We start from the raw sequence: 25,788 nt of genomic DNA, 5'->3' as shown, positions 1-25,788 counted from the left end.
CCAACACATGAGGTCAGTGGACGAGCAGCTCGCCAGGGTGATCGCGGCCGCGGTGCGGCCCGCACCCGTGCGCGTGGCGATCTCCGAGTCGCAGGGCCTGCTCTGCGCCGAGGAGGTCGTGGCGGAACGCGCGTTGCCCGGCTTCGACCAGGCCGCGGTGGACGGCTACGCGGTGCGCAGCGTCGACGTGTCCGGCGCGAACGCGAACCCGGTGCAGCTGCCGGTCGTGGGCGAGATCCCGGCCGGCTCCCGGCAGCCGCGCCGGCTGCAGCCCGGCCAGGCGGTGCGGGTCGCGACGGGCGCGCCGCTGCCCACGCTCGCCGACGCGGTCGTGCCGCTCGGCTACACCGACGGCCACCACGCCAAGGTGACGATCAACCGCAGCGTGCCGTCCGCCGGGTTCGTCCGCCGCACCGGCGAGGACGTGCAGACAGGCGACGTGGCCGTGCGCCGCGGCGCGTCCATCGGTGCTGCTCAGGTGGGCCTGCTGGCCGCCGTCGGACGCAACAAGGTGCTCGTCCACCCGCGCCCGCGGGTGTCTGTGATCTCGCTCGGCGAGGAGCTCGTCGACGTCGACCGCACGCCCGGCCAGGGCCAGGTCTACGACGTGAACTCGTACGCGCTGGCCGCCGCCGCCCGTGACGCGGGGGCCGAGGTCAGCCGGGTCGGCATCATGTCCGCCGACCCGCGCCGGCTGCGCGAGGTCGTCGAGGGCAGGCTGCTGCTCTCCGAGATCGTCGTCATCGCCGGTGGCGTGGGCGGCACCATCGGCGACGAGGTCAAGGCCGCGCTGGCGGAGCTCGGCGACATGGACGTCACCCGCATCGCCATGCACCCCGGCTCCGCGCAGGGCTTCGGCAGGCTCGGACCGGACGCCGTGCCGACGTTCCTGCTGCCCGCGAACCCGATGAGCGCGCTCGTGGTGTTCGAGGTGCTGGTCAGGCCGCTGATCAGGGCCGCGCTCGGCAAGAAGAACCCGTACCGCCGCGCGGTCAGCGCTCGCCTGCTGTCGCCGCTCCAGTCGACGAAGGGCCGCCGCGGCTTCCTGCGCGGCCAGCTGCTGCGCGACGCGGACAACGGCGAGTACCTGGTGCAGCCGCTCGGCACGTCGGGGGCACACCTGCTCGCGTCACTGGCGGAGGCCAACTGCCTGATCATGGTCGACGAGGACGTCACTGAGGTCTCCGTCGGTGAAGAGGTGCTGGTCAGCTTCCTAGCGCAGCGTGGATGAGCGTTTTCGCCGATCTCGGTAGACACCCCGGCTGGCCGGTCCGGCTGGGGCCCATCGAGGTGCGCGCGGGAACCGTGGTCCTGCGCGGGCCGCGGCTCTTCGACGGAGGCAAGTGGTCGCGGCTGCGCATCCGCGACCGCGACTACCTGGAGAAATGGGAACCCACCGCCCCCGAGGGCTGGGACGAGCGCAACGCGACGCTCTCCTGGCCAGCCCAGTGGTCGTCGCTGCGTGCGATGGCCCGGCGCGGCACCACGTTGCCGTTCATGATCCTCGTGGACGGCGAGGTGGCCGGTCAGATCACCGTCGGCAACATCGTGCGCGGCTCGCTGCTGTCGGCCTGGATCGGCTACTGGGTGGCCGCTGATCGGGCGGGCGGCGGCGTCGCAACGGCCGCCGTGGCGTTGCTCACGGATCACGCCTTCCGCGAGGCTGGTCTGCACAGGCTCGAAGCGACGGTCCGCCCAGAGAACGCCGCCTCGATCCGCGTGCTCACGAAATCCGGCTACCGCGAGGAAGGCCTCTTCAAGCGTTATCTGGATGTTGCCGGCCAGTGGCGCGACCACCTCTGCTTCGCGCTGACGGTCGAAGAGGTCCCGGATGGCCTAGTGCGCCGTTTGGTCGCACGCGGAGAAGCCCGTCTTCCCTGACGCCTGCTTCCGTTCGTCCTAATCACTTCACCCAAAAGTGGGTGATACACCACACTTTGGTACGCACCGCGCTCGGCGAGCCTCCGACACTGGTGTGACTGTTGTGACTAGCGTGGTGACAGCACCACGCGTGGGCCGGGGGAGGTGAACGGGGAATGCCGAGTTCGCTGATCATCGTTGCGCTGGTCGTGGCGTGGCTGGTCGTCCTCGTCCCCATGATGGCCCGCAAGCGCCAGGAGAGTGCGCGCAGCGTGGGGGAGGAGTACGACGCCATGCCAGACGCCGAGTACGACGACATCCACGACATCGACGACGACTACTTCGACGAGGAGGAGTACGTCGAACGCCCGTTCCGGCGCGGCCGCGGCGGCTACGACCCGGAGACCGCGGCACTCGTGGCCCAGGCCAAGTACGCGTTCCGGCGCAGAGTCGTGGCGTTCCTGCTGGTCGCCGCCGTCGTGACGGGCGTAGTGGCCGGGGTGTTCTACCAGCCGCTCTGGTACGGCCACGCCGGAGTCGACGTCCTGCTCGTGGGCTACCTGACCTACCTGCGCCGCCAGGTGCGGATCGAGGAGGAGATCCGCGCCCGCCGGCTCGCCCGTCTGCAGCAGGTGCGTCGCCGGCGCGCGACGGCTCCGCAGCCGCAGCAGCTCGCCGAGGTCCCGGTGCCCGCCGCCGCTCCTGCCGTCGAGGAGGCCGAGACCACCCAGGTCGAGGTCGTCGCCGTCGAGGAGAAGCCGGCGCTTCCGCCGTTGCCGCGCTACGAGCACCACGTGCGTCCGGGCACGATCCCGGTCGACTCCGACGACGAAGACCCGGTGTTCGTCGAGCTGGAGGGACTGGAGTCGCTGCGGTACCGGGGTGCTGTCGGGGCTTAGGAGGGGGTGGTGAAAACACCCCTCCAACCCCTGCTATAGTTCTCTCGTAACACCGCAAGGGGCTGTAGCACAGTTGGTAGCGCGTCTCGTTCGCATCGAGAAGGTCAGGGGTTCGATTCCCCTCAGCTCCACAGCACGTCAAAGGCCGTCCACTTTGGAGTGGACGGCCTTTGTCGTTGCCGGTACAGCAGCGAAGTGCAGCAGTGCTACTGATCGAGACTCTCACCAAGCCGCTTGAGCGCGTCCCGCGTCTTCTGCGAGGACGCTTGCGCGTAGATCTCCATCGTCACGGAGAACTCGGCATGCCGCAGGATCGCCATGATCACGCGCGGGTGCACGTCGAGGTCGACCAGCAGCGTTCCGCAGGACCGGCGTCCGTCGTGGACCGTGATCTTGCGAACCCCGGAGCGGGCGACTCGGTTGTCCCAGGACCTGTTGAAGTTCCGGGGATCGATCGGCAGCCCGAACTTGGTCGTGAAGACCAGGTCCGACTTGTGCCAGGCGGTGTCCGCCTCTTTCCGGTCGGCGAGCTGTTGCCGTCGCCGCTGCTCAAGCGCCGCTACGACGATCGACGGCAGCGGCAGCGTGTCGTCTGACGCGTCCGTCTTCGTTTCGCGGTGCAGCAGCTGCTTGCTTGCCCGTTGGAGCTGGTGAGTCACCGCCAACTCGCCGTGGTCGAAGTCGAGCGCGCCCCAGGTGAGCCCGAGGATTTCGCCCTTGCGCAGGCCGAGCACCAGGGCGAGCACGTAGCCCGCGTACATGGGGTCGCGAGCATCCCGCGCCGACTCCAGGAACCTCCGCGCCTCATCGCTGGTCCACGCCGTCCGTTTACGCTTGCGCACCTTCGGCAAGGTGACCAGCTCCGCGACGTTCCGTGTGATCAGCTCTTCACGGATGGCGTGGTTCAGCGCCGATCGCAGGCAGGCGCGGATGTCGGAGATGGTCCGGGCCGAGGGAGCTTCCCCGCAGCACGAGCGCTTGCCCAGCGCACAGCAACGCCGCCGTTTCTGTGGCCGTCGTTCGTCCTTGCCCTGTGCGCAGCACTGGCACACCGAGGGAATCGCGTTGATCCACTTCTGGACGTCCCGCAGCTTGAGCTTGTCCAGGCGGTCATCGCCCAACGTCGGGTTGATGTAGAGCCGGACGAACAGCTCATAGTTGACGTAGGTGAGGGGTGCTCTGTTCGGCTTGATCACGTCGTTCAGCCAGTAGTGCAGGTACTCCCGGAGGCGCGGCACCGAGGTGGCTACGGGGCCGTTCTTGGCTGCCTGGTGAAGCTTGATCCATTTCTCGTGGACCACTTCCCTTGTTGGGCCGTAGACGTACTTGCGTTTCTTCTCGCCGGACGGGGTCGTGACCCAGACGTAGGCGGCGAACCCGTTGCGGTGTGGGTAGATCGAGCCTTCACCGTTTGCTCGTGCGCTACTCGCCATGTCAGGCCGCCTCCTCGATGCGACGAGCGATGTACTCGTCCACCCACTCAGGCAGCACGCGCCGGTTGCCGCCGTCCTTGATGGACTTGATCTGTCCGGAGGCAACAAGCAGTTTCGTCTTGGAGAGGCCGTAGCCGAGCATCGCGGCTACCTCGCGGACCGTGTGCCACTTCGGCTTGATGTGGTTCATGCTGCTACCTCCTGTTCGTACTTGCGCAGGCGTTGCGCGCGGACTCGTTCGACGATTCCTGCGGCGAGTTCGCGTTCGGCGTCGTTGTCGTAGCCCGACCCGGCGTACTGCCAGTCGTTGACGACGATCACGGCGTCCGGGTCGAGTTCGAGGCGTTCGAACATTTCGAGCGTGCGGAACGTTCGGCGTTCCTCGCGGATGGCGCGGAACGTGGTGCTGTAGTGCTTGGACTTGGTGAGGAAGTGGCCGCGGAAGCCGAGCATGTGCGCCCACTTGCGAAGGTTGAGTTCCTCGAAGTCGGCCAGGCCGCCGAGGTCCCACGCGGTCTGCACCATCCGTCGGTGGTGCTCGGAGATGTGCAGGACGTCGATGTCCAGTTGGGAGCGGATCGGCCGGTCTGCGGTGTCGCGGGCGCCGGTGCCCTTGGTGGCGTACTTGGCGACGTAGCCCGCCAGCCGGGCCTCGCTGATCTCGCCGGACTCGTCCTCGACCTGGGAGGCGTTGGACGGGCGGATGCTCTTGGTGTCGACCTGTTCGCCCCAGACGAGGCGCAGCGCCGAGCCGTCCGGCCGGATGGCGTCGATCCCGACCGAGCGAGCCGCGGACTTGATGCAGTCGCCGAGGAGTTCGGCCGTGGCCCAGGCCGGGGTGGGGTCGTGTGGCCCGTCCGGTCCGTCGACGCGCACGACGGCATGGAAGTGGACCAGGCCCCGCCGCTGATACTCGGCGACCTTGGCATACGACAGGCGTGCGTGGTGCTTGAACTCGGAGACTTTCAGGCCGGCCGCGCGGGCGAGCTTGCGGCGCAGGGCGATGGTGAAGCGGTGCCACAGCTTGCCCGCGTGTGCCTGCCAGAGCACCGCGCCGGTGTAGTCGTAGGTGCCGGGGTCGACGGCACCGCCGAGGCGGGGATCGTCGCCGTGGTGCCATTCCCCGCAGCCCGTACAGGGCCGGACCTTGCCGGTAGCGGCGATCGGTCGGTTGTGGACCGGGCCGAACGACGGTGCGGTGAGCGTGGCGAACACCCGAGGCTTCTCGGACACCGACTCGGGAACGCCCTTGGAGCCACCGGCGAGCCCGGCGTGCATCAGGTGGTAGGCGTCGGCGGCGTAGCGGTCGGAGCAGGCCGGGCAGACCGACTCACGGCGGTTGCCGCACGGGACCATGATGTCTCCGCCGATGTGCTCGATGACGCCGCCGTGAAGGTCTTGGAGCTGGAAGGCGCCGGAGAGCCGGATGGGGGCGGCGCATCCGCCGATGGCGGTGACCCGGTCGCGCCAGTCGCGGAAGTCGGCGGCCTTGACGCGTGCGGTGATGCGGTCTTCCAGAGTGAGCACGGATGGCCCTCCTTCCGTTGCGGGGAAACGAAAAAGGCGGGGCATGACCGGTGTTCTGGTCATGCCCCGCGTGGTGGATGAGGGTGTCAGGCGGCGAGTTGCGCGGCGATGCGAGCGGCGTACTCCTCGGGCACGTTCAGCGCGTCCTGGACGTCCTGTGCGGTGAGCGCGCGGCCTTGAGCGCGGACCTCGTTCGCTTTGGCCTCCAGCGCGCCTTGCAGGTGCCCAGGCAGCCGCAGACCGGTTCGAGCAGGCGCAGCCGGGGTGACACCGCCCTGCGGTGCGGGAGTGGCCGGAGGAACGATCTCGGCGGCCTTGTCGCGTGCGGCGTTGCAGCGCTGCTGAATGACGGGCATGACTTCGGCGAGCAGGAACACCACGAGCGGGATCACCAGGTGTAGGAACACCATCCCGGCGTTGACCTTGCCGTCCGGTGGCCGCAGCGACGACCACACGTTGGTGACCAGCGTGGCGCCGAGCAGCACCCGCTTGAGCCACACCACCGGCCCATCATCGACGGCCAGGCCCTGAGAGAGCATCTGTGCTTCCCAGCGCAGGAGCGTGATCAGGATTCCGGCGAAGGCCGGTTCCACCAGCCACGCACCCCACCACATCGGATCAGACGGCCCCAGGTGACCGGCGAGAAAGGCTTGCACGCCGGTCGCGGTGAACCCGAGCCCGCAGGCCATGAAGCACCACATCGAGCGGGTGACCGAGACCCGGAACCGGTCCGCCCGCACAGCCGCCAGCAACGGGTTCGCGGCGAGCTGGTGAATGTCCTGCGCTTCATCGAGCTGAGCCCGCAGGCGCCGCACGGTCCGGGTCTCGCGCGGCTGCTCCGGCTCGTTGTCGTTGCTGTGCTTGGCTTTTCGCAGCACCGGGGTCACCTACTCCCCGTGTGCGGTCTTGAGCAGCAGCCACCCGAGCCACAGCAGTTCGGCGGTGAGCACCAGGCATCCGACGATGCCGAACAGCAGGTACATGCACAGCAGCGACGCGGCGGCGGCGAACACGATCTGAGCGATACGCGTGATGCTGCGCAGGCGGACAGGAACGGCGAGTACGAGCTTCATCAGGCCACGTCCTTCACGGAGTTGGTGGGGTAGTGGATGCGGCGGCGCTCGGCACCCGTGAGGCCGCCGACGACACCGAAGGTGTTGGCCCGGAACCGCGCGGGTCCGTTCGCTTCCCAGTCGAGTTGGTCTCTGCGGCACTCGTCGAGCACGGGGCAGGTGGCGCAGATGGCCTTGGCGGCGGCGATGCGTCGGGCGTTGTGGAACAGGTCCGGATCCGAGTCGGCGCAGGCGGCTCGCTCACGCCAGGCCGGAGGCTCCCCGCCGAGGCCGAACAGGACCCGCACGAGGACGCGGTAGCCGTACGGTTCGCCGGTCATGCCGCCACCGCCAACCGGGCAGCCGAGGCGCGACGCGCGGCCTTCACGACCAGGGCGACCTCATCGAAGGTGACCTGTTCCGGGTTGTGCAGGCTCAGGCGGAAGACACCGGCGAGCGTGGCCGTCGACCTACAAGAGGTGATCGCGCCGCCCAGCTCGGTCACCGTGCCGGATGCCGTCAGGCCGAGCTTGACTCCCGAGCGCGTGCGTCCGGTGGCGGCAACGATGAGAGTTCCCGCGGCTTTCAGGGTCCAGGTCAGCTCGACCCCGTGCAGCGAGGCCGCCCAGACCAGCAGGCAGGCGAGGCGGTCCGGTGCGGTGCCGGAGGTGAACTCGGCGTGCACCGAGCCGGACGGCGTGGAGATAACCAGGCGGTCCGGCCGGGGCAGGCCGAGGGTGCGGATGTGGCCGCGAACGGAGCGGAGCAGGCCGTCCAGACGGCGAGGAGCAGTGTTCTCGGGCATGACAAGACCTCCACGATGAGTGGCGAAAAGTGTTGGAGTGAAAGGGAAAGAGCGGGTCAGGCGATGGAACGGATCGAACCGGTCTGTCCGTCGCGGACGAACTCCACGAGTTCGCGGACGTTCTCGTCCGTGGTGTAGGCCGCGCGGACCCGGCGGGGAGCGCGTGAGCGGGCGTCGATGCGGTAGCCGATGCCGGCCGTTTCGGGGATGGCGGGGATCTGGTCGGCGATCGCGCCCCGAGCCCGTGCGTCCTCACCCAGCACCATGTCCGGGTGCGTCGGCGACGTGGTGCGCAGGCAGATCCGGTTGGGGAACAGGTCCCGGATGTCCAGCACGTCCTTGGACGGCTCCTGGATGTAGGCGTCCAGCACGTGACCGGTCGCCCGCCCCATCGAGGTGCCCCGAGCCAGCAGGCCCGTGATCTGTCGGGCGTACTCGGGCCGGTAGGCCACCAGCGACCCGATCTCGTCGACGATCAGCAGGTTGACCGGGTACTCACGCGACGGCTCGACCGAGCGGACACCGGCCCGCTGCATCCGCTTCTGGGTGCGCTCCATGTCCGCCACCCAGGCCTCGATCAGCTCCAGGCACTCCCCGGCGTCATCGGCGTACCGGTTCTCCGTGATCGCCTTCACGGCTGCGAACTCCAGGTACTTCGGGTCACAGATCCACACGCGGACGATGCCGTCCCGGATCAGCGGAGCCATCGAACGCAGCTTGGCGAACGCCAGCGAGTTCTTGCCCGACCCGGTCGCACCGGCCGACAGGGTGTGCGTCCCGATGACCGGTTCGGTCCAGTCGCCGCCGAACTCGTCCTCACCCAGCAGCACCGCCCGCAGGTCGACGTCCTCGGCGTTCTCCGGCATGTCCGGAGCCGGGATGACGTGGGTGAACGGTTCGTCACGCTGCACGATCAACGCGACGTAGCCGGGCTTGAGCGGTTCGACCGCGACCCGTTCGGCCTTCATCGCATGCGCCAGCTCTTCGGTCTGCTTCTCGAAGTGCCGCGGTGACTGACCAGCCGCCAGCTTCACCAGGACCGTATCGATGGACGGCGAGTAGGACCGGACCCGCACCACACGCGGGTACATCGTGTACTGCTTGCGGCGGTGCTCGGTCGTGAGCTTGTGCACGTCCATCAGGTCCCGCCAGTGCCGCCCGGCGTAGGTGCCGAACCAGCGCCGACTGAATGCCCTCAGCGCCGGAGCCGCGACCGTGTCGAACGAGTCCGGGTGACCCCGGTACCAAATCCCGGTAGCCGCTGTGGCGCCGCCGAGCACGTAGCCCGTGGTGGTCGGGCCGAGCGTGCACGCACTCGCGGTGATCGCCGACGTGCCGAGTAGCCATTCGGGGTTGCGGGCGAGCCAGATCGCGGCCCGGAACTCCGCGCCCTTGGTGCGTTTGCTGGTGCTCTTGCTCATGTGTTGAACTCCCTGGTGGAAAGGCGGCGGCCGACCCTCGAACGTGTCGAAGATCGGCCGCTGCGTTGATTGAAATGGATTTACTTGTGCGGCAGCTGACCGCGTGCGTAGGACGTCTCCGTGGTCAACCGACTGACCGAACGCACGAACCGGCGGCGCAGATCCGTGAAACCCTCACGACGGACCGGAATACCGTCCATCGCGTTACGAAGCTGCTTCATCGCCTGGTCCAGGTCAGAAATCGCGTTGTCGATCTGATGAGACATCCGGTCAGGCTCCCCACTCTTTCGCCTTCAACTCGGCTTCGTACTCCTTGGCTTTGTCCCGGAGGGCACTGAGGTCGTTCCGGGCCGTCGACAGCATCCCCTTGAGTTCGTCCGGGGTCGCGACCCGCCAGCCGCCCGGCTTACCCGGCTTCTCGCTCATCTTGTTGATGAGCTTTTCCAGCGGCACGAGCAGTTCTTCCACGAAGTCCATCGCGCCCACGAACGTGCCGTAGCGGTCCTGAGCGCGTTCGGTCAACAGATCTTTGATCAACTGGCCAGCCTTTCCGTCCTTGTGTCGCCTACGTAGATGAAGCGGTACAGCGCCTGCTGCAACTCCAGGTGATCCCGCCAGCTCCGGCCGATCTGCGGGAAACCGTGCCTCGCGAACACTTCGCCGACCTCGTGAACGAACCCGAACGTGAAGCGCGGGTCATCACCGTCCGGTTCGGCCGGTTCGATCGGATACGAGCGCTCATCCATGCCGAAACTCCTTTCGAGAGGCACGGCAAACCCAGGAACAAGATTCGTACCTGGATTCACCGAAACTCCCGGAGCACGCGAAATGCTCCGGATTTAGGCATGGTTCGACTCACTGTGGAATTCTCAAAGAACAAATTCGAGTGCCCTGGCCCGACTCGAAACGGGCTACCGGCCTACCGGGCAGGGCTCGCGGAACTACGCCGCAGGAGCCGACACGATCCGTGCCGCAGGGGTAAGACCGTCTGCCTTGAACCACAGACCGGAGGCGGTGATCTTCCCGTCCTCACCGCGCATCTCGTAGGTGTTGATCACAGGGTTGATCAGCTCCACGTAGTCACCCTCCTCGAACCCCTCACCGGGATCACGCGGCAGATTGACCTTGATCTCCTCGCCCTTGGCCTTACGGCGGCCCTCGGCCGGGCGGGGCTTCGCGAACAGCACCACCACGAACTGCTCCTCGTTCGTGACGCGGTCCACCACCGGCACCAGCCGCCCGCCGTCGATCTCCTTCATCTTCACGCAGGGCGCTTCGGTGATCATGAGCTTGTAGTGGGACAGGATCACGGGGATGTCGTTCAGAGCCATGTCGTATCTCCAATGTCGCGCGACTGATACATACCAATATAGAGCAGTATGGATCGGATGGGATAGTCCAATCGGGTGATCTGTAGCAGTGTGGGTCAGTGAAGTTAGGCTGACGCTGTGAGCAACCAGTCAGGACTTGCCGCGTGGCAACGCGTCGCCGAGGCGATCAAGACGGACATCCGGGCTGGTGTGCTCGAAGTCGGCGCGCGCCTTCCCGGTCACCGCAAACTCGCCGAGCAACACGGCGTGGCTCTTGGAACCGCACAGAAGGCGGTGCAAGAGCTGGAGACCGAGGGATGGGTGGTCGCCCGCCCCGCAGTCGGCGTGTTCGTCAAGGAACCTCCGACCGAGAACGGCGGCCCGGTCACCATCGAGACGATCGTTCGCCAGCTCGACCAGCTTCAGGCGGCGGTCTTGCATCTGGCTGAGCGTGTCGAACAACTCGAAGCCGCCGACGAGACTCGATCTGCTCCACCCTCGCAGTGATGGCCTTCACGACCCTGTGCAACTGGTGGAGCCTCTGGCTGACGAATTCCAGATCGCTTGGCGTTGTGTTCATGTAGACATAGAACGCCAGGTGAAGGGGTGCTTTGCAGTGTGCTCAAGGGGGTGCATTCGTGCACGGAGGGGGTGCACGGGGGTGCTCGCAGCAGTAGGCGTGGTGATCAGTTGAACGGGAACAGCGAACCGAACAAGCTTCTAGCTGCGGTGATGGCAGAAGCCGAGATGAGCAACAAGGGCCTTGCCGCACGAGTGCGGGAACTCGCCCAACGCGATGGTCAGACCATCTCGGCTGATCACGTGTCGGTCCGTCGTTGGCTCGATGGAACCCGACCGAAGGCAGCGACACAGAACTACATCGCGCTCGCTCTTGGCGCCAAGCTCGGTCGGCGCGTCGACTTGGCGGAGATCGGCTTCAACGGCGGTCTTCAGTCCGTCGGTCCTGATGCGACACAGCATGGCGCGGACTACCCGCCGAACGCCGACGCCGCTATTGACCTGATGAGCCAGCTCACTGCGGCTGACCTTGAAGACCAGCCCGCCTTGGTGCGCTCGCAGTGGGCGCAAGACGCCACGCCCAACATCATCACCGGCTACATGTTCGCCGACTCGTTGCACGTGGTCGACGGGGACGAGCTGCGCCGAGGCGGGGGGAGCCGCCGCAGCGGCCATCCGCGCAACAGCGGCAAACCTGATGGACCTCGACTTCCGGTACGGAGGCGGACACGTCCGGAAGATGCTGCTCTTCTACTTCAAGTCCGAGATCGTGCCGCTGCTCCAAGGCAACCACACCGAAGCCGAACGGCGCGACCTGTTCAGCGCAGCCGCGGAAGTCGCGCAGCTCCTCGGCTGGAGCGCCTACGACGCCGGCCGCCACGGCGCTGCTCAGCGGTACTTCGTTCAAGGACTGCGTCTGGCGCGCGAGGCTCATGACCACGTCCTCGGCGGACGTTTGCTCGCCAACCTCAGCCACCAGGCGAACTACCTCGGCCGCTTCAACGACGCCGTCCAGTTCGCACGTGCGGCGCAGAGTTCGACGTTGGGCAAGGCGACGCCCGCTGTCACGTCGATGTTCCTCGCGATGGAGGCTCGAGCGTTGGCCAGCAGTGGCCACACGCGCGAGTTCGCCCGCGTGATGCACCAGGCCGAACGGTTCTTCGAGCAGTGCATCCCCGACGACGAGCCAGCGTGGATCAGCTACTTCAACGCGGAGGAGTTGGCCGGCGAAGCGGCCCACTGCTTCCGTGATCTCCGTCAGCCCGAGAAGGCGCGGCTCTACGCGGCCCAGGCGATTGCGCCCGAGGACACGCCACCACGAACACGCGCCTTCATCGGCATGGTCTCGGCCGCCGGAGCGCTCACGAACGGAGACCTGGAGGAAGCCGTAGACCTCGCGGTCAACGCCGTAGACCTCGCCGGACCACTGCAATCCAACAGGTACGTGCGCTATCTGACTGACTTTCACGCGCAGCTGGCCCAGACGCACGCCAACGACCATCGAACGCGCCTGTTCGTCGAGACAGTCATGCGCCACTATCCCGAGATCGATCTCGGGACGGCCTCATTGTTGACCAGGGTTGCCTAGAACGGACGCCACGGCTGGTCTGTGCGTCCCGAGCGCATCGTCTCAATGCGAGTGGCGTACTCGGCGGCTATCTCAGGGGACTCGTCGACGTTCTGCATGATCCAGGTGGTCATCTTGATCTCGTGCGTGGCCTGCAGGACCTTGAAGCCGTCCCACCGCGTCACGTCGTGGCCGTAGGCCTCGCAGAACTGGTGGTACTCGCGAGCCGTCCACCACCCGGCAGACAGGTACTCGGTCGCCGTCATGGCCAGGTCCCACTCGGGCTGACCCCACGAGAAGCGCTCGAAGTCGATCAGGATGGCGGCACCGTCACTGATCATCAGGTTCTGGACGTGCGCATCTCCGTGCGTCGCGGTCGGTTCGAGCGGGAACTCAAGCTCGTTGATCGCTTCCCTGAGTTCGACGACCCTGCTCAACAGAAAGTGTTTGTCCGAGTCCGGGACGCGGGCTGACGCGATCCGCGGCTCAACGCGCGCAAGGATGTCTTGCTCGGGTAGCTCGAAGGACGTCGGGGGCGGCGTCCAGTGCACCTTGAGGAGCAGGCGCCCCAAGTCGCCGACGTCGCCGCGTCCGCCGTTGCGACCGTCGATGTAGCGCCAGAACGTTGCTGGGTACCCGGAGATCGAGATCGGTTGAGCAACGTCGTACAACCGCGCGGCGGGTACGCCGTTCTCTTGCAGCCAGTTCGCAACCGCAACTTCCTTGACCGCGTCGTCCCAGTGGTCGCGACTCCGCGCGATACGCACAACAGCGGATGAATTCGGTAGATGAAACAGGGCGTTTTCACCCAATCGCATCAAGCGTGCATCGGTTGAGTCAATTCCTGTGTGGGCGGAGGCCTCCTTGAGCACCGCAGCCGCCAGGCGCGAGCTGAATGGCCCGTCCGGGATGTCCGCTTCAACCACGTTGTGCACCCTGCCCACGCTAGAGGTCCAGTATTGGGTCTGCCAGGTCTAGTTGCCCCCCATGGGGGTGTGGCTGAACCTGTGCCTGCTCAAGCACGGCTCAGCGCGCGGACGCAACCGATTGCTAACTTGCTGCGGCCTTGATGACCGCCGCGTACTTGTCTGCGAGCGATCGACTGAGAAGGTCCCTCGATTCCGCGTTGCTCAGAGCAACGTCGCTCAGTGTCGCCAGGACCGTCCGGCATCGAGATATTGCCGCGTCATCGTGTATGAAGACGTCGGCAAGGTCGCACTCGACAACCACCGTTGTGGGAAACTTATCCCTCTCATAGACCACGAAGCCGGTCGAAGTTGGTATGTCGTTGTCGTCAGGAACGATTCGGAGCGCCCACGACAACTGTTTGAGCAGTTCGAGCTGGTCCATGGTTGCGCGGTCATCGCCGAGGTGCGCAGTTAGGGTCCGCTCCGAGACATAAAACACGCAGTCCGGACGTATCGGCGATCGCAAAATGCGCTGACGTTCCCGCAGAGATTCGAGGGCGAGCCGGATCTGTTCCGGAGTTGCCCCACGCTGTTGGAGTACGTGCGTCGCGTAATCCTCGGTTCGCAGCAAATCCGGTAGCGTTGCTTTGCTGTAGCCCATGATGGCAGTTGCTTCGCGTTCGGCAAACATGATCGTGCTGAAGTTGTGTGCCCGCTGAGCGTAGTACGGCGCGAAGGCGTTCCTATACCGATCGAAGAACTCGTCGATGCAGTCGAGATCTCTTCCGCACGCTGTCAGATACTGTGCCAGATCTTTCTCTGTCGGCCGCACCTTGCCGCGCTCGATGTTGGATACCTTGCTCGGATCCCAACCGAGTTGTGCGGCGAATTCTGCTCCCTTGGCGAACTTCTTGCGAAGGTGCCGCAGTTCGTCGCCGAGTTCGCGGCTCTGTGGAGTAAGCGGGATTCGATCCATGACGCCAGCCGTTCTAATTCTCAACGGGACAGGTCAAATGCTAGGGAGCTGGCTACCTCTGCTATCAGCTCCACGGACAGGGTTGGGGTGAGTGCGCTCCGCTGCAATGCCTTGAAGCTCTGTTGAACCAGCTGGCAAACGGCCGGGTCCTCGATATACCGGCCGCTGCCGGAACGTTCGATGTAAACCACGTCATCATGCTGCCGATGAGGAAAGGTGAGATGCATGTAGGAGCTTTCGAGGCGGGCGTCGAGACAGAATTCACGTTCTATGACCTGAACCTTGAAGTGCTCGATTTCCGACAGGTGCACCAGCTGAACGAGTGCGGCGTTCGTGATCGTCGGATTACCGACCACCCGGCGTACCGCATCTTCGGTAACCAGCACTTCCACTGTCATGCTGCTGCCCTTGGTGGAGGCAAGGCGGCGGATCCAGCCAGCGTGCCGCTCAGCAGTGCTTGCCGGACTGTCGCCCGGATAGGTTGGGCATCCCAGTGTCGTTGCTGAAATCCTGTACTCGGGTGTGTGAACGAATCGCGGGAGCATGTCAGTGCCAAGCGCGTAGAGCGTCACGGCTTCTAGATAAGACTTGTCGACATCCTCTGGTGCGTTGAGACGTTGCTTGCTTTCGCCACTCGCGCGCTCGTTGGACGCGTATTCGGCTCGCCTGACCTCTCGCTTCCACGTGTCGTTTGGAAGTTCGTAAATACGCCCAAGAATCATGATGTCAAGCGGATCGAGCGGCTTTATCCCGTTCTCGATCAGGCTAAGGGTGGCTACCGAGAATCCCGAAGTCTCGCAAGCCTTGGCCAGGCTCATGCCAGCCTCGTTTCGCCACGTCCGCAGGGTGCGTCCAATCGACCTTTCGGTCATTGATGGACGAAAAGTTTCGTTCACCGTGGTTCCGAATCGTCGGCAGACGCTTTATGCGGCTGCTTGGAGGCATCGTCTACCCGCTTTGCCAGGCCGTTTTCTGTACCCCGGTCTATCGGTGGCCCAGACAGACCGCGCTTTTCGGCTCTGTGGGAAAGGATCTCGCCGAGCGTGATGAGGATCTGGCCGAACTCGTACTCCTTCTCCGGCGAGAGAGTGCCCATGATGAAGTCGAATGCGACGCCGGGCATGAGCTCAGAGATTTTCTTGAGCCCTGCGGCCAGTTCGACATCCTCGGGCGTCACGGCGCGCACTCCTCCACGCAGACAGCTGGTGGCGCACGAAAGGGGGCGCCAGCCGCGACGCTAGGTCGACTACGCGGCGGTAACCCGAGCTGTCAGCTAGGCCCGCCTAGGAGCGCTGCTGTTCAGAGAGGTGCGCCGACCCGCGTGGCCAGCCGCGCGGCTTCCGTCGCGACAGACCGCCGTGCCCGCTGGACGAGCGTTTCCAACAGGCGGTGTGCAGCTGGCCGGTGCTTCAGGTCTTCCGGTGCTTCACGCTCGGTCGCGGACAACATGACCAGCGCGCTGCCGTAGTCCCGGCGCTGAACCTGCCCCTTGGCCTGGTCGAGGAGAAACGCGACGCGGCGCTCGATCGAGGGCGAGCGGTCATGATCGATGCGTTCGGCCAGCCGAAGGCCGTCCGCAGCCGCGCCGGCCTCTACCTCAATGCTGACGGCGTGCATCGCAACGTTCGTAGGACCGAACACCGTCCACAGCGTGTTGCGTTCGCCAGTCCGCTGCGCCAACGGCTCGACTGCTTGCACACGCTCCCTTGCCCGCCAAACGTCACCGCAGCGAGCAGCTGCGATGGAACCGACGAGCAGGAGCGCACCGCGGAGCGCCACGGCGTCCAGGTCATCCGTCCGTGGAGAAAGCGACTCGGCCGCGTGCATGGCCACGTCTTCCGCGCCTTGAGCTTCGCCGTCGGCAAGCAGGACCTGAGCCAGGTTCCACTGGGCCATGGCCAACCGCAGCGGGTCGTCCGCGTTCTCTCCGGCACGAATCGCCCGGTCCGCAGCGAGCAGTGAAACATCCACCCTGCCAAGCCTCTTGGCGACGCTGCGCAGCAACGCGTACAGATCGGCCGCGCACCGCTGAACCTCTCGCCGTTCAGCCGCGGCGACGTACGCACCGCCGCGCAAAGCTCGCTCGGTCTGGATGACGAGCTCGGGAAGCTCCGGGGCAAGCTGGCTGTATCGCGTGGCCGATGTCTGCCAGGTTTGCCACGCGCTCAAGACGTTGCGGCGCAACACTTTCACGTCGACAGCAGCGCCATCCGATCCCAACGGCCTGGTGAACGCCCGGTACAACGCATCGCCCGCCGAATCTGACCGAGCCGAAGCCTTGCGCTTTGTCGAAGAGTGCAACAACTCGTCGGCCGACACGCCCAGCACGTCGGCCAGCTGCTTCAGCACCGTGACTGTGGGGAGCTTGAGCCCGCGTTCGATCTGGTAGAGGTAGTCAGGCGTGATGCCCGCCAGCCCGGCAATCACGGTCTTCGGCATCCGCGAGGCGAGGCAACGCAGACGCACTCGTTCGCCGATCATGACTGCCAGCTGTTCGTCCATCCCCACCCCTGGGAAGCGTTGACCTGCACCGATGCTACGCCCCAGCACGAGACCTCGATCGGGTGACAGACTCGCTACATGATCGCGCCGAACGAGCCTCGCCAGCTCGTACTCTGGGACATCGACCACACGCTCCTTCAGTCGCGCGGCATGGGGCGCGAGATGTACGAGCGGGCGTTCCCGGCAGCGTTCGGCCGGTCTTTCCAGCAACTGGCCGACGTGAGCGGCAGAACCGAGCTGGACATCATCGCTGAAACCCTGAAGTTGCACGGCATCGAACCGGACGATGCTGCAACACGGAAGCTCGCGGATGCTCTGGCTCACAGCTACGACGCCGGTCGTGAGGAGTTCGCAGCGCGAGGCCGAGTGTTGCCAGGAGCGCGGGAAGCGTTGGCCGCGTTGGCGGCTGACCCGGCAATCCATCAGGGTGTGCTGACCGGGAATCTGCGAGCAGTTGCGCACATCAAGTTGGCAGCATTCGGGTTGGACCGGTTCCTTGACCTGGAGGCCAGCGCCTACGGCGACGACCACGCCGACAGGCCCGAGTTGGTGACGATCGCCCGGGAACGCGCGAGTCAACGTATCGGCGCGCCCGTCGATACCAACCACACTGTGCTCATCGGTGACACGCCACGTGATGTAGCAGCCGGGCTGACGGCGGGTGTACGAGTGATCGCAGTGGCAACCGGACGTAGCAGTGTTGACGAGCTTCAGGCCGCCGGAGCCGACAAGGTGTTGCCGGATCTGACAGACGCGGTGCTTCTTCGGCACTTGATCAACTTCTAGCCGCGGCAGCGGTGTTCAGAGTTTCTTTTCTTCATCAAGGCGGCCCCCACAGGGAACCGCAAAGGAGAAGGCAGCCGCGGAGAGCATCATCCCGACACGCCATGATCAACCGCGGCCAGCGGCACCGCGTCAAGACTGGGAAGCGTGTCTTGACCCGGCACCGCTGTCCGCAAGATCGGCTTCGTGTCGGGATGATGCCCGAGGAGCGAAAGCGCTCAGGTTGGGACGAGCGCCAAGTGGCCGACTTGGCCGAGCTGGTCTTGGCGCTCGACTGCCGCGCCTATGGACAGCTCAATGTCTTGAGGGCGTCAACCAGCCCACAGGCTTGCGCTCGACTCTGCGAAGGATCAGCCAGAAGCGGTTGACGGCGTCGGAGATGGCGTTGAGCTCGAAGTACCGGACGGGGCTTGGCCGACACTCTCACCAGGAACCGGCTTTGGCTTGCCAGACACACACGAGTCCACGAAGAACTGTTGGATCTGTTCGTTCCACTCGGCGGTCTGGCCGCCCACTCCCGTGACGTCCGGCCGGTCGCCCATGTTCTTCAGACCCGCGAATGCGGCTTTGCATCGCTCCTCATCGATCTTTGCGTCCTGGCTCTTGAGCAGCTCGTGAGTCTCGGCTCCCTGCTGTGCGACCTTGCGCAAGTAACTCATGCGCTCCTCGTAGGTGGCCGGCGAGCAACCAGACGTGAACAGCGCAACGCAGGCACACACAGCGGTAACAGCGGTCATACGCATGAATGCGGACAGTAGCGGGTGACCGGTTCAGGATCGTTCCGCCCGTTGGGGTCGATAAGGCGACCTGACACAACGGCCTGACCTTGGCGAACATGATCGAACGACGCTGTGCGACCCGCTAATAGGGCTTGACCTGCGGTGACTACCAACGAGGCGGCCTAACCGTCAACACAGAACCACGTGCCGATGCTAGTGTGTGCGTGTCAGCAGGAACGCTTGACAGCTTTGCTATGCACACGTGCCGGTCGGATAAGGTGAGGTGAGCGCGTGACAGCTGCAAGCGATCTCGCGCATCCCATCGGTCCACACACTGTTGAGGAATGGCGCACCGCCGAGCACCCGGATGACGGGTCAAGGCTTGAGCTGATCTGGGGTTACTACCACGTGTCTCCGCCGCCGGGTGGCCCTCACCAGTTTGCCTCAGGTGCGCTCTATCGAGCCCTGTGGCAGGCAGTCGAGGGCAACGATCGGTTGCACGCTGTCAGCGGCGTAGGGGTGGAGATCTCTACGGCCATCCGGACCGCGTTGATACCTGACGTTGCACTCCTCAACACCCTGCCGACGACCACGAGTTTTCCCGCTTCAGCGCTGATACTCGCGGTGGAGGTCTGGTCTCCGGGCAACAGTGCGCATGAACGCGAAACCAAGGTCGCCGGGTATGCGACCGCCGGTGTTCCTTACCTCTGGACCGTCGACCTCCACGCCATTCGCCGGACTGCGACGCTGCGCGCCTACGAGCTGGTCGGTGGCGTCTATCGCGAGCGCACACCGGTGCCGCTCTCTGGCGACGACATGCGGGTTGCGCTGCCGGGTCCCGTCGAGGTCTCCATCGACTTGGCCACGCTCGTTCCGTGATGGTTCATCGTCGAGTCGGGACGAGCGCTGAAGTGGCCGGCCTGGTCGAGCTGGGCACGGCGCTCGGCTGCCGCGCCTATGGACAGCTCAACGCCTTGACGGCGTCGACCAGCCCACAGGCTTGCCCTCGAACCACGTCGGTGCGGTTGCTGCTTACAGGCGTATTGCCTGGTCAGAGGGCCGCAGTACAGCAGCAAAGTACAGCAACCGCATCGGCCAGAGACGACCGCGAGCGACCTCCGTCGACCCTCTGACCTCGACAAAAACCACGATCGACCAGCCCGCCGATAGTTCGCATCGAGAAGGTCAGGGGTTCGATTCCCCTCAGCTCCACCAAGTTAGTCATTGTGCGAACCACTCCGTTCGGGGCCGTATCCGCTGCTTGAGCGGGTGCGGCCTCGTCGCTGTTGCGGGGTTGGGGGATGCGGAAGACCGGGATGAGCCGGTCGGGTCCGGTGATGGTGACCTTCTCGACCATGGCTTCGACTAGGGCCTTGGTCTGGTTGTGGGTGCCGTCGGCGATGATCTCGGCGATCTGGTCGGCCACCGCTGCCAGGGTAGCGGGCTCCGGCATGGTGGGCTCGTCGTCCAGCGTCAGGGTCAGTTCGTCGCGGCGGACGCGGAGTTGCTTGCTCTTGGCACGGAGTTCGGTGAGCCGGCCGGCGACCAGCTCTTGGTTGATGGTGCCGCGTTCGAACGCGGTCAGGTAGCGGTCGATGGCCGTTCCGGTCTTGGTCAGCTCGTTGTCGACGGCGGTGAGTTCGGCGTGCCGGTCAGCGTGCGCTGCCTGGTGTTGCTTCTGTTCGTGGGTGATGGCATCGGCGATGAGGTCGTGGCGGGTGCGGTAGAAGGTGGTCAGCGCGTTCAGGACGGCCGTGTCCACGGCGTCGGCGTTGAGGCGTGTGAAGTCGCATTTGCTGGCGTCGTAGCGGGCGAGGTTCCAGCAGGTGTAGTAGCGGTAGGTGCGGTTGCGGCCGGTGGCGCGGGTGCCGATCATGGCTTTGCCGCACTTCGGGCAGCGTAGGCGGCCGGTGAGGACGTAGTCGGAGCCGGAGGCGGCGCGGTGGGCGTGGGATTCGCCGCGGGCGTCGAGGATGGCTTGGGCTTGTTCCCAGATGGTGAGGTCGATGATGGGTGCGTGGGTGTTGGTCACGGTGGTCTCCCGGAACGTCAGTTCGCCGAGGTAGACGCGGTTGTTGAGGGCGCGGAGGACTTGGTAGCCGGACCATTTGCCGCCGCAGCTGGTGCGGTGGCCCCGGTCGTTGAGCAGTGTGGCGATGGCTCGGGAGCCGAGCCGGTCTCTGGTGTAGGAGTCGAAGATCAGGCGCACGATCACGGCCTCGTGCTCGTCGATGACGAGGGTGTGGGTGGTCTTGTCGACTTGGTAGCCGTAGGGGCGCCTGCCGCCTTTCCATTTTCCTTTGGCGTGTTTGCGTTCCATGCCGGCGATGACGCGGTCGATGATGGTGTCGCGTTCGAACTGGGCGAACATGCCGAGCATCTGCACGAGCATGCGGCCCATCGGGGTGGAGGTGTCGAACGGCTCGGTCGCGGACCGGAACACCACCCCGGCGGTGTCGAGTTCGTCGAGCAGCATGACCATGTCCCGCAGGTTGCGGGAGAACCGGTCCACCCGGTACACGAGCAGTACGTCGATCAACCCGGCACGAGCAGCAGCCAGGGCGCGGTGCAAGCCGGGCCGTTCGGTGGTGGCTCCGGAGGCGTCGTCGGGGAAGCGTGCGACGAGCCGCCAGCCGGGCTGGGAGTCGATGTAAGCGTGCAGGCGCGTGTCCTGTGCCTCGATCGAGTAGGGCTGGTGCTCGTCGTCGGTGGAGCGCCGCACGTAGATCCCCACTCGAACGTCGTCACCGAGTGTGGTCATCGCGGCTTTCTTGGTGCGTTGCGCGGTCGCGGATCGCGCCATTGTCCGACTCCCTGAGTTCGGTATTCCGCGCGCCCTGTAGTGGCGGTCTTCTGGCCACTACAGGGCGACTGTGCGGCTACTAGATCACTACTAGCGTGGACTTAAAACCGCAGCTCACAGGCGGTGTCCATAGTGGTTCCATTGTCCCTCGCCGCATGCGGAAAGGGGAAGTGGAATTCGGGTGATTATGCGGTTTTTTCGTGGCCCTCCGTGGTGTTTTTGTGGTTGTTTCGCCACTGCGTGATGAGGGTGGCGAGGGTGGTGACGGCGAGGTCGTACTGCTGGGCGGTCATCGGTTCGGTGTCGATCCGCTCCACCCGCCAGGTGTCCCGTATGGATGCTCGCGTGGGGCGGAGCGGGAGCATGGTGGCGTCCTGGCCGCCGTCGCCCTGTTCGTGGTCGTGTCCGGTGTGGCCGGGTGTGTGCTGGGGCATGGTGCACCTCGGTGCCCGCGAGCCCGCGCAAGGGCGGGAGGTCGCGGGCGGCTGTCAGCGGTCACTGGGCAACCGTCGATCAGCAGGACCCGCCTGGCTCCCTGGTCACCAGCACCCCCGAAGCCTCCACGCAGGAGGGGTGGTGGGTGATGGCCGCGCCACTACGCGCGATTCGAGAACCAGCCAGATCTGAACTGCTCCAACCATTGTGCCGCTTCGACTCCCCGACTGCCGTAGCACCCGCCGGGGCCAGCGATCACCGGTCGACTGGACTCTTCCCACTGTCCACGCGAGACTTCCGGCGAGACCGCCGCCGAGACCACGAGACCCGGTGCGAGACTTCCTGTCTCGCTGGTCTCGCCGTGGTCTCGATGTCTCGTCTCGGCGTGTCCCCGTGTCCCGGCGTGGTCTCGCCAGGTGCGAGACCACAGTGGACAGCTCGACGTACAACGGGTCCAGATTCTCCGTGCTGCGCAAGAGACGACGCCCAAGCCTGCGAACCCGGCACGGCCGTCGTCGCTGTCGTTCTCACGGGGTCACGTCATCGTCGGCCACCTCCTCAGGGGTAGACGGAAGCGTGCGGGAACCCTGTGCGGGAGCGGGGTTCAGGCGACCCAGCGCGGCCGTTGCCCGCCCGGCCGAGCCGGCTCTGCCGGCGCGCGGTACACGTCGTCATCGTCCGCGTCGTCGTAGAGCGTCACGTCGTCGAGGTCGTCATCGTCATCCGCATAGCCCGCCGGGGTGGCCGGTTCGGGCCGGGGTGTGTTGATGCGGCGCGACATCTCCCGGTCGTCGGGGTCGAACGCCGCCTCGTTGAGCGGCTGGTCGGTGTCCGAAGCGCCGTGCTCGACAGAGGGGCCACGCCGCGGCAGCTCGACCAACCTGTACCGGCGCGGCACGCGGTCACCGCCCTGCGGCGTCCACAAGCCCCACACCGGCCCCGCCGGGCCGTCGGCGTGGCCGAAGGTGTCGCCGTCGCGGGCAGCGGTGGCGATCACGAAACCAGGATCTCCGCCGGCGAGGGCGCGGCGCAGCGCCGCCCGCAGTGCGATCTCCCGTCTGCTGGAGTGCACCGAGAACAGCAGCACGCCGAAGGCGTCGGTCGGGAAGGCGGCGTAGTCGTCGATCTTGCCCGTGACCTTCGTCAGGGACTCGGTGCCGGTGTCGTGTTCGAGGAAGAACCGCACCGTCCGGCCGTGCTCCTCCCAGCAGCCGTAGCCGTCCGGGCGCAGCCGGGTGTCCCGGCCACCGCCCAGGTACTTCCAGAAGAACTCGGTGCAGCGGCGTTCGGACCACCACTGCGTCAGCCCGTCAACCTCGCCCTCGCGGCCTGCCTCGCGCAGCCGGGCGGGGTTGCGGTGAGCGGCCAGCATGCAGAAGAAGTCGTTCACACCAAGCTGGTGATCCAGCTTCGGCCACAACGCCAGTCGTTCCAGGCTCTCGGTGTACGCCTTCGGCGCGGGCGGCTTCTCCGCGCGCTGTGCGGCGATCAACCGCGTGCCGAGGTAGCCCAGCGCGTAACGCGTCTGGCTCGTCCCGCCACGCAGATAGGACTCGCGGAACGCGAACACCACACCCAGCTCCCGCAGCTGCCGCAGCCGATCCTGCGCACGGCGCACCGACAGAAACTCGATCGCGGCGATCTGGTTCGTGGTCAGCACCTTGTGCTCGGCCAGCAACACCAGCAGCCGCCGGTCCCGGTCGACCAGCCGGAACCACAGACCCGCGTCCGGTTCCCCGGCCCGCCGGCCGCCGCGCCCCGCGCGGCCCCGATGTGTGGATGGGTGAGGATCACTCCTCAGTCGGCCATCCACCCGCTCCCGCCGATACCATCGCTGACCAGCAGGTTTATTAGCAGTCGCCTCGGCGGGTGGGGTGGCGGATTCAGAACGCTGAGGCTGTGCCGATCCAGACGCGGAACCAAACGCCAGCCCATCCGCGCCGACCACACCACGACCACCAGCACGGTCAGCACCGTCCACCATGATCACCACCGCCTTCCACCCGGAGCGGCCAGAATCTCCCTGGCAACCCTCAACTCCGGATTTCGGACCCGTTTTTGACCACGGCAACCAGCATGTGATCCAACCATTATTTTGCTGTGACTTGCGTGGCTCTGGCGAACGGTGATCATGTTCGGGCGTCCCTTCCGGCTTCGGGCACACTCGTGCACCACTCAACTGCCGATTTCCTGCACGATTTCGGACACGCGTCGTGCCATTTGAGGCCCATTCGTCACCGCAGCTGTTCGCCGGGCGCCGAGGGGGCCGCCTCGGCTCAGTGTCGCTTTCCGCGCTCATGGGACCACCGTTTGCCAGGAGCTAGGGACCGTCTCGGGCCGGTGGTCGCAGGCCGTGTGTTGATGGTGGTCCTGTCGGTGAAAATGGTCAATCGCGGGTGTCGTCGTGCCGGTGGGCGAGGGCGGCGAGGGTGGGCTTCTGGCGTTGCCGGTAGCTCTCGCCCTCGACGACGAGTTCGAAGGCTGCGGACTGGAAGCGGTCAATGGCGGACTGGGCCAGTAGCGGGTCGGCCATCATGGCGAGGATCTCCGGCGGCTCGCGGTTGGACGTGACGATGGTAGAGGCCTGCTGGTGGCGTTCCACGATCAGCTGGTAGAAGTCGTTGGTCTGCACCGCGTCCAGCGGGTGCAGGGCGAGGTCGTCGAGGATGAGCAGTTCGACGCGGTGCAGTTTGCGCATCTCGTCGTCGTAGGTGTGGTCGAGCCTGGCGGCCTTGAGGCGTTTGAACAGTTTGTCGGCGCGTTCGAGATGCACGGAGTAGCGGCGGCGGGTCGCGGCGTGGCCCAAAGCGTTGGCGAGGAAGGTTTTCCCGACGCCGACCGGTCCCATGATGAGCACGTTGTAGGAGTCCAGGACGAACCGCAGAGAGGTCAGCTCGGTCCAGAGCTGCCGGTCGTAGGTGACCTTGGTCGAGGTGTCCCAGGCGTCGAGGTGCATGCCGGGGTCCAGATGCGTGGTCTTGGCGCGCAGCTGGGCGGACTGGCGATCGCGGCGGGTGATCTCGTCAGTGAGCAGCATTTCGAGGAAGTCGTGGTGGGGCAGGTGCTCGGCGCGGGCCAGGGCGAGCCGTTCGGGCAGGGTGTCGAGCAGCTTGCCGAGCTTGAGGCGCCGCAGCAGCGCCTTGAGCTCGGCCGAGACCTCGATGGGCTTGGCCGCGGCGACGCGGGCCGTGGTGCGGGCGGTGCGGGTGGTCATGAGGGCCTCCTGATGGTGAAGTCCTTGCTGTCACGGACAAATCGGGTTGGGGTGCTCACCGGGGCGACGGGCGGTTCGGCGGGCTGGCCGTCCAGGCCGCGGGCGAGCATGCGGTCGATCAGGCCGACGTTGACCGCCTCGGCCTCCAGGGCGCGACGGCAGGCCTCGTCCACCAGTTCGGCGCCGTGCCGGCGGACCAAGCCGAGCAACCGATAGACCTGGCGCATTTTGGTCCAGGGCAAGGGATGTTCCAGCAGCGCCGCGGCATAGGCGGCGATGTGATCGCCATAGCCCGCGGCGCGGCGGTGCAGCGCGTCGAGGTCGCGCAGGGCGTAGGTGGTCAGCTCGCCAGGCAGGTCGGCCGGGTCGGTGCGCCGCCGCCCAGGCTCCTGGTGCGGATGGACTTTGATCAGCTGACCGCGCCAGTAGAGCTTGACCGTCGTGCCGTCCGCGCGAGCCAGAATCCGTTGCCCGACAAGCTCTCCAGGCGGTGAAGATCAGCCCGTGGGCGACCCGGCGCCGCCCGGCGGCCGGGTCCGGGACCAGGCCGAGCCGGCCGAAGTCGACCTGGACCTCCTGGCCCGGCTTGCCGTCGGCCACCCGCACCGTCGCCTGCCGGCGGCCGAAACCCAGTTCTGCCACCGCATACCGGTGCAGCGTCCGATACGGCACCACCACCCCGCGCCGCCCCAGCAGCATATGGATCTTGGCCAGCGTCAGGTCCTGCTTCAGCCACGTCTGCAGCTGCTCGCGCTGCGCGGCGATCGCCTCCCACGACGCCCCGGTGCCCCGCGGCCGGTCCGGGCGGACCACGGCCACCACCGCCCCGAGCAGATCCTCGGTCAGCTGGCCGTCACCGCCCTCGCGGGCCACCCCGGCCGCCTGCGCGGCCTGCACGTAACGGCGGACGGTCTTGCGGTCCAGCCCGGCCAGCCGGGTCACCTCGCGCAGCGAGTGCCCCGCCAGCCACAACCGCAAAACCTCCTTGATCTCGATCACTGAAACCTCCCGATACGCCATCCGACCAGCACAAAGGCCAGGCGACCGGGAGCCGG

At 66.1% G+C, this 25,788-nt stretch carries 33 protein-coding genes, 1 tRNA gene and 1 pseudogene; 11 read left to right on the top strand and 24 right to left on the bottom strand.

Going from position 1 to position 25,788, the window contains the following annotated elements; all coding sequences use genetic code 11:
* The first annotated feature begins 7 nt into the window (after nucleotides 1-7).
* The 4 genes from glp (at nucleotide 8) to IEZ09_RS22185 (ending at nucleotide 2,890) form a co-directional block, all read left to right on the top strand.
* Entirely contained in the window at nucleotides 8-1,231 is a 1,224-nt protein-coding gene (gene glp / locus IEZ09_RS22200; RefSeq protein WP_189255660.1) for a molybdotransferase-like divisome protein Glp, read from the top strand.
* Nucleotides 1,228-1,881 (top strand): GNAT family N-acetyltransferase, encoded by a 654-nt coding sequence (locus IEZ09_RS22195; RefSeq protein WP_189255659.1) that lies wholly within the window; start codon nucleotides 1,228-1,230, stop codon nucleotides 1,879-1,881. The genes glp and IEZ09_RS22195 overlap by 4 nt, the downstream gene beginning before the upstream one ends.
* Nucleotides 1,882-2,036: 155 nt before the next feature.
* Complete coding sequence (gene sepX / locus IEZ09_RS22190) at nucleotides 2,037-2,759, top strand: divisome protein SepX/GlpR (protein WP_189255658.1); 723 nt, start codon at nucleotides 2,037-2,039, stop codon at nucleotides 2,757-2,759.
* Nucleotides 2,760-2,817: 58 nt separating this feature from the next.
* A tRNA-Ala gene (locus tag IEZ09_RS22185) sits at nucleotides 2,818-2,890 on the top strand.
* A gap of 75 nt (nucleotides 2,891-2,965) precedes the next feature.
* On the opposite strand, the gene IEZ09_RS22180 is transcribed toward IEZ09_RS22185, so the two are convergent.
* The 12 genes from IEZ09_RS22180 to IEZ09_RS22125 all read right to left on the bottom strand — a co-directional run bounded on the left by IEZ09_RS22180 (nucleotide 2,966) and on the right by IEZ09_RS22125 (nucleotide 10,328).
* The gene (locus tag IEZ09_RS22180) at nucleotides 2,966-4,192 is read right to left on the bottom strand and encodes a site-specific integrase (RefSeq protein WP_189255657.1); all 1,227 of its coding nucleotides are present in this window, start codon (nucleotides 4,190-4,192) and stop codon (nucleotides 2,966-2,968) included.
* A gap of 1 nt (nucleotide 4,193) precedes the next feature.
* Nucleotides 4,194-4,382, bottom strand: a complete 189-nt coding sequence (locus IEZ09_RS22175) for a helix-turn-helix transcriptional regulator (RefSeq protein WP_189255656.1) — start codon at nucleotides 4,380-4,382, stop codon at nucleotides 4,194-4,196.
* Nucleotides 4,379-5,719 carry a replication initiator gene (locus IEZ09_RS22170; RefSeq protein WP_229812831.1) on the bottom strand — a complete coding sequence of 447 codons (1,341 nt, stop codon included), beginning with the start codon at nucleotides 5,717-5,719 and terminating at the stop codon, nucleotides 4,379-4,381. Before IEZ09_RS22170 ends, IEZ09_RS22175 begins: the two co-directional genes overlap by 4 nt.
* Nucleotides 5,720-5,805: 86 nt before the next feature.
* Complete coding sequence (locus IEZ09_RS22165; RefSeq protein WP_229812830.1) at nucleotides 5,806-6,597, bottom strand: hypothetical protein; 792 nt, start codon at nucleotides 6,595-6,597, stop codon at nucleotides 5,806-5,808.
* A 9-nt stretch (nucleotides 6,598-6,606) separates the two neighbouring features.
* A complete protein-coding gene (locus tag IEZ09_RS22160) occupies nucleotides 6,607-6,792 on the bottom strand; it encodes a hypothetical protein (protein ID WP_189255655.1) in 186 nt (61 codons plus the stop codon).
* Nucleotides 6,792-7,112, bottom strand: coding sequence for a WhiB family transcriptional regulator (locus IEZ09_RS22155; protein ID WP_189255654.1), 321 nt, complete (start codon nucleotides 7,110-7,112; stop codon nucleotides 6,792-6,794). The genes IEZ09_RS22160 and IEZ09_RS22155 overlap by 1 nt, the downstream gene beginning before the upstream one ends.
* A complete protein-coding gene (locus IEZ09_RS22150) occupies nucleotides 7,109-7,576 on the bottom strand; it encodes a hypothetical protein (RefSeq protein WP_189255653.1) in 468 nt (155 codons plus the stop codon). Before IEZ09_RS22150 ends, IEZ09_RS22155 begins: the two co-directional genes overlap by 4 nt.
* Nucleotides 7,577-7,632: 56 nt before the next feature.
* Complete coding sequence (locus IEZ09_RS22145; RefSeq protein ID WP_189255652.1) at nucleotides 7,633-8,997, bottom strand: FtsK/SpoIIIE domain-containing protein; 1,365 nt, start codon at nucleotides 8,995-8,997, stop codon at nucleotides 7,633-7,635.
* Between the two features lie 80 nt (nucleotides 8,998-9,077).
* A complete protein-coding gene (locus tag IEZ09_RS22140) occupies nucleotides 9,078-9,218 on the bottom strand; it encodes a hypothetical protein (protein WP_229812829.1) in 141 nt (46 codons plus the stop codon).
* A 49-nt stretch (nucleotides 9,219-9,267) separates the two neighbouring features.
* Complete coding sequence (locus IEZ09_RS22135) at nucleotides 9,268-9,519, bottom strand: hypothetical protein (protein ID WP_229812828.1); 252 nt, start codon at nucleotides 9,517-9,519, stop codon at nucleotides 9,268-9,270.
* An 11-nt stretch (nucleotides 9,520-9,530) separates the two neighbouring features.
* Complete coding sequence (locus IEZ09_RS22130) at nucleotides 9,531-9,743, bottom strand: hypothetical protein (protein WP_189255650.1); 213 nt, start codon at nucleotides 9,741-9,743, stop codon at nucleotides 9,531-9,533.
* Between the two features lie 195 nt (nucleotides 9,744-9,938).
* Nucleotides 9,939-10,328 carry a hypothetical protein gene (locus IEZ09_RS22125; protein WP_189255649.1) on the bottom strand — a complete coding sequence of 130 codons (390 nt, stop codon included), beginning with the start codon at nucleotides 10,326-10,328 and terminating at the stop codon, nucleotides 9,939-9,941.
* A gap of 117 nt (nucleotides 10,329-10,445) precedes the next feature.
* Between IEZ09_RS22125 and IEZ09_RS22120 the strand changes: the two genes are divergently transcribed.
* The 3 genes and pseudogenes from IEZ09_RS22120 to IEZ09_RS46640 all read left to right on the top strand — a co-directional run bounded on the left by IEZ09_RS22120 (nucleotide 10,446) and on the right by IEZ09_RS46640 (nucleotide 12,414).
* Nucleotides 10,446-10,814 (top strand): GntR family transcriptional regulator, encoded by a 369-nt coding sequence (locus IEZ09_RS22120; protein ID WP_189255648.1) that lies wholly within the window; start codon nucleotides 10,446-10,448, stop codon nucleotides 10,812-10,814.
* A 225-nt stretch (nucleotides 10,815-11,039) separates the two neighbouring features.
* Nucleotides 11,040-11,186 (top strand): annotated as a pseudogene (locus IEZ09_RS48300) (hypothetical protein); the annotation flags it as partial.
* A gap of 169 nt (nucleotides 11,187-11,355) precedes the next feature.
* Complete coding sequence (locus IEZ09_RS46640) at nucleotides 11,356-12,414, top strand: NsdA family TPR-like regulatory protein (protein WP_502255047.1); 1,059 nt, start codon at nucleotides 11,356-11,358, stop codon at nucleotides 12,412-12,414.
* On the opposite strand, the gene IEZ09_RS22110 is transcribed toward IEZ09_RS46640, so the two are convergent.
* The 5 genes from IEZ09_RS22110 to IEZ09_RS22090 all read right to left on the bottom strand — a co-directional run bounded on the left by IEZ09_RS22110 (nucleotide 12,411) and on the right by IEZ09_RS22090 (nucleotide 16,779).
* Complete coding sequence (locus tag IEZ09_RS22110; RefSeq protein WP_229812825.1) at nucleotides 12,411-13,328, bottom strand: aminoglycoside phosphotransferase family protein; 918 nt, start codon at nucleotides 13,326-13,328, stop codon at nucleotides 12,411-12,413. The genes IEZ09_RS46640 and IEZ09_RS22110 overlap by 4 nt on opposite strands.
* Nucleotides 13,329-13,443: 115 nt before the next feature.
* Nucleotides 13,444-14,277 carry a helix-turn-helix domain-containing protein gene (locus IEZ09_RS22105; protein ID WP_189255647.1) on the bottom strand — a complete coding sequence of 278 codons (834 nt, stop codon included), beginning with the start codon at nucleotides 14,275-14,277 and terminating at the stop codon, nucleotides 13,444-13,446.
* 20 nt (nucleotides 14,278-14,297) lie between these two features.
* On the bottom strand, nucleotides 14,298-15,149 hold the full coding sequence (locus IEZ09_RS22100) for a Scr1 family TA system antitoxin-like transcriptional regulator (RefSeq protein ID WP_268247640.1): 852 nt from the start codon (nucleotides 15,147-15,149) through the stop codon (nucleotides 14,298-14,300).
* Between the two features lie 20 nt (nucleotides 15,150-15,169).
* Nucleotides 15,170-15,454: a hypothetical protein gene (locus tag IEZ09_RS22095; RefSeq protein WP_189255645.1), complete on the bottom strand. Its 285-nt coding sequence runs from the start codon at nucleotides 15,452-15,454 to the stop codon at nucleotides 15,170-15,172.
* 122 nt (nucleotides 15,455-15,576) lie between these two features.
* Nucleotides 15,577-16,779, bottom strand: coding sequence for a helix-turn-helix domain-containing protein (locus IEZ09_RS22090; protein ID WP_189255644.1), 1,203 nt, complete (start codon nucleotides 16,777-16,779; stop codon nucleotides 15,577-15,579).
* A 78-nt stretch (nucleotides 16,780-16,857) separates the two neighbouring features.
* Here IEZ09_RS22090 and IEZ09_RS22085 point away from each other — a divergent pair, with 78 nt between their 5' ends.
* Nucleotides 16,858-17,565 carry an HAD family hydrolase gene (locus IEZ09_RS22085; RefSeq protein WP_189255643.1) on the top strand — a complete coding sequence of 236 codons (708 nt, stop codon included), beginning with the start codon at nucleotides 16,858-16,860 and terminating at the stop codon, nucleotides 17,563-17,565.
* 347 nt (nucleotides 17,566-17,912) lie between these two features.
* Here IEZ09_RS22085 and IEZ09_RS22080 read toward each other — a convergent pair whose 3' ends face one another.
* Nucleotides 17,913-18,221 carry a hypothetical protein gene (locus tag IEZ09_RS22080; RefSeq protein ID WP_189255642.1) on the bottom strand — a complete coding sequence of 103 codons (309 nt, stop codon included), beginning with the start codon at nucleotides 18,219-18,221 and terminating at the stop codon, nucleotides 17,913-17,915.
* Nucleotides 18,222-18,572: 351 nt separating this feature from the next.
* Here IEZ09_RS22080 and IEZ09_RS22075 point away from each other — a divergent pair, with 351 nt between their 5' ends.
* Entirely contained in the window at nucleotides 18,573-19,160 is a 588-nt protein-coding gene (locus tag IEZ09_RS22075; RefSeq protein WP_189255641.1) for a Uma2 family endonuclease, read from the top strand.
* Nucleotides 19,161-19,332: 172 nt separating this feature from the next.
* On the opposite strand, the gene IEZ09_RS22070 is transcribed toward IEZ09_RS22075, so the two are convergent.
* The 6 genes from IEZ09_RS22070 to IEZ09_RS46635 all read right to left on the bottom strand — a co-directional run bounded on the left by IEZ09_RS22070 (nucleotide 19,333) and on the right by IEZ09_RS46635 (nucleotide 24,960).
* Complete coding sequence (locus IEZ09_RS22070) at nucleotides 19,333-21,084, bottom strand: recombinase family protein (RefSeq protein ID WP_229812824.1); 1,752 nt, start codon at nucleotides 21,082-21,084, stop codon at nucleotides 19,333-19,335.
* 185 nt (nucleotides 21,085-21,269) lie between these two features.
* Nucleotides 21,270-21,518, bottom strand: a complete 249-nt coding sequence (locus tag IEZ09_RS22065) for a hypothetical protein (protein WP_189255640.1) — start codon at nucleotides 21,516-21,518, stop codon at nucleotides 21,270-21,272.
* A gap of 605 nt (nucleotides 21,519-22,123) precedes the next feature.
* Nucleotides 22,124-23,332 carry a replication-relaxation family protein gene (locus tag IEZ09_RS22060; protein ID WP_229812823.1) on the bottom strand — a complete coding sequence of 403 codons (1,209 nt, stop codon included), beginning with the start codon at nucleotides 23,330-23,332 and terminating at the stop codon, nucleotides 22,124-22,126.
* Nucleotides 23,317-23,493, bottom strand: a complete 177-nt coding sequence (locus IEZ09_RS22055; protein ID WP_189255639.1) for a hypothetical protein — start codon at nucleotides 23,491-23,493, stop codon at nucleotides 23,317-23,319. The genes IEZ09_RS22060 and IEZ09_RS22055 overlap by 16 nt, the downstream gene beginning before the upstream one ends.
* Before the next feature lie 412 nt (nucleotides 23,494-23,905).
* Nucleotides 23,906-24,733, bottom strand: a complete 828-nt coding sequence (locus IEZ09_RS22050) for an ATP-binding protein (RefSeq protein ID WP_189255638.1) — start codon at nucleotides 24,731-24,733, stop codon at nucleotides 23,906-23,908.
* The gene (locus IEZ09_RS46635) at nucleotides 24,730-24,960 is read right to left on the bottom strand and encodes a hypothetical protein (RefSeq protein WP_229812822.1); all 231 of its coding nucleotides are present in this window, start codon (nucleotides 24,958-24,960) and stop codon (nucleotides 24,730-24,732) included. Before IEZ09_RS46635 ends, IEZ09_RS22050 begins: the two co-directional genes overlap by 4 nt.
* Nucleotides 24,961-24,978: 18 nt before the next feature.
* Between IEZ09_RS46635 and IEZ09_RS46630 the strand changes: the two genes are divergently transcribed.
* Both IEZ09_RS46630 and IEZ09_RS48295 read left to right on the top strand, forming a co-directional pair.
* On the top strand, nucleotides 24,979-25,227 hold the full coding sequence (locus tag IEZ09_RS46630; protein ID WP_229812821.1) for a hypothetical protein: 249 nt from the start codon (nucleotides 24,979-24,981) through the stop codon (nucleotides 25,225-25,227).
* Nucleotides 25,228-25,237: 10 nt separating this feature from the next.
* Nucleotides 25,238-25,735, top strand: a complete 498-nt coding sequence (locus IEZ09_RS48295) for a hypothetical protein (RefSeq protein ID WP_229812820.1) — start codon at nucleotides 25,238-25,240, stop codon at nucleotides 25,733-25,735.
* The last annotated feature ends 53 nt before the right edge of the window (nucleotides 25,736-25,788 follow it).

Source organism: Lentzea flava, assembly GCF_014648475.1.
Lineage (GTDB): Bacteria > Actinomycetota > Actinomycetes > Mycobacteriales > Pseudonocardiaceae > Lentzea > Lentzea flava.
This window is presented reverse-complemented; position numbering and strand designations above follow the sequence as displayed.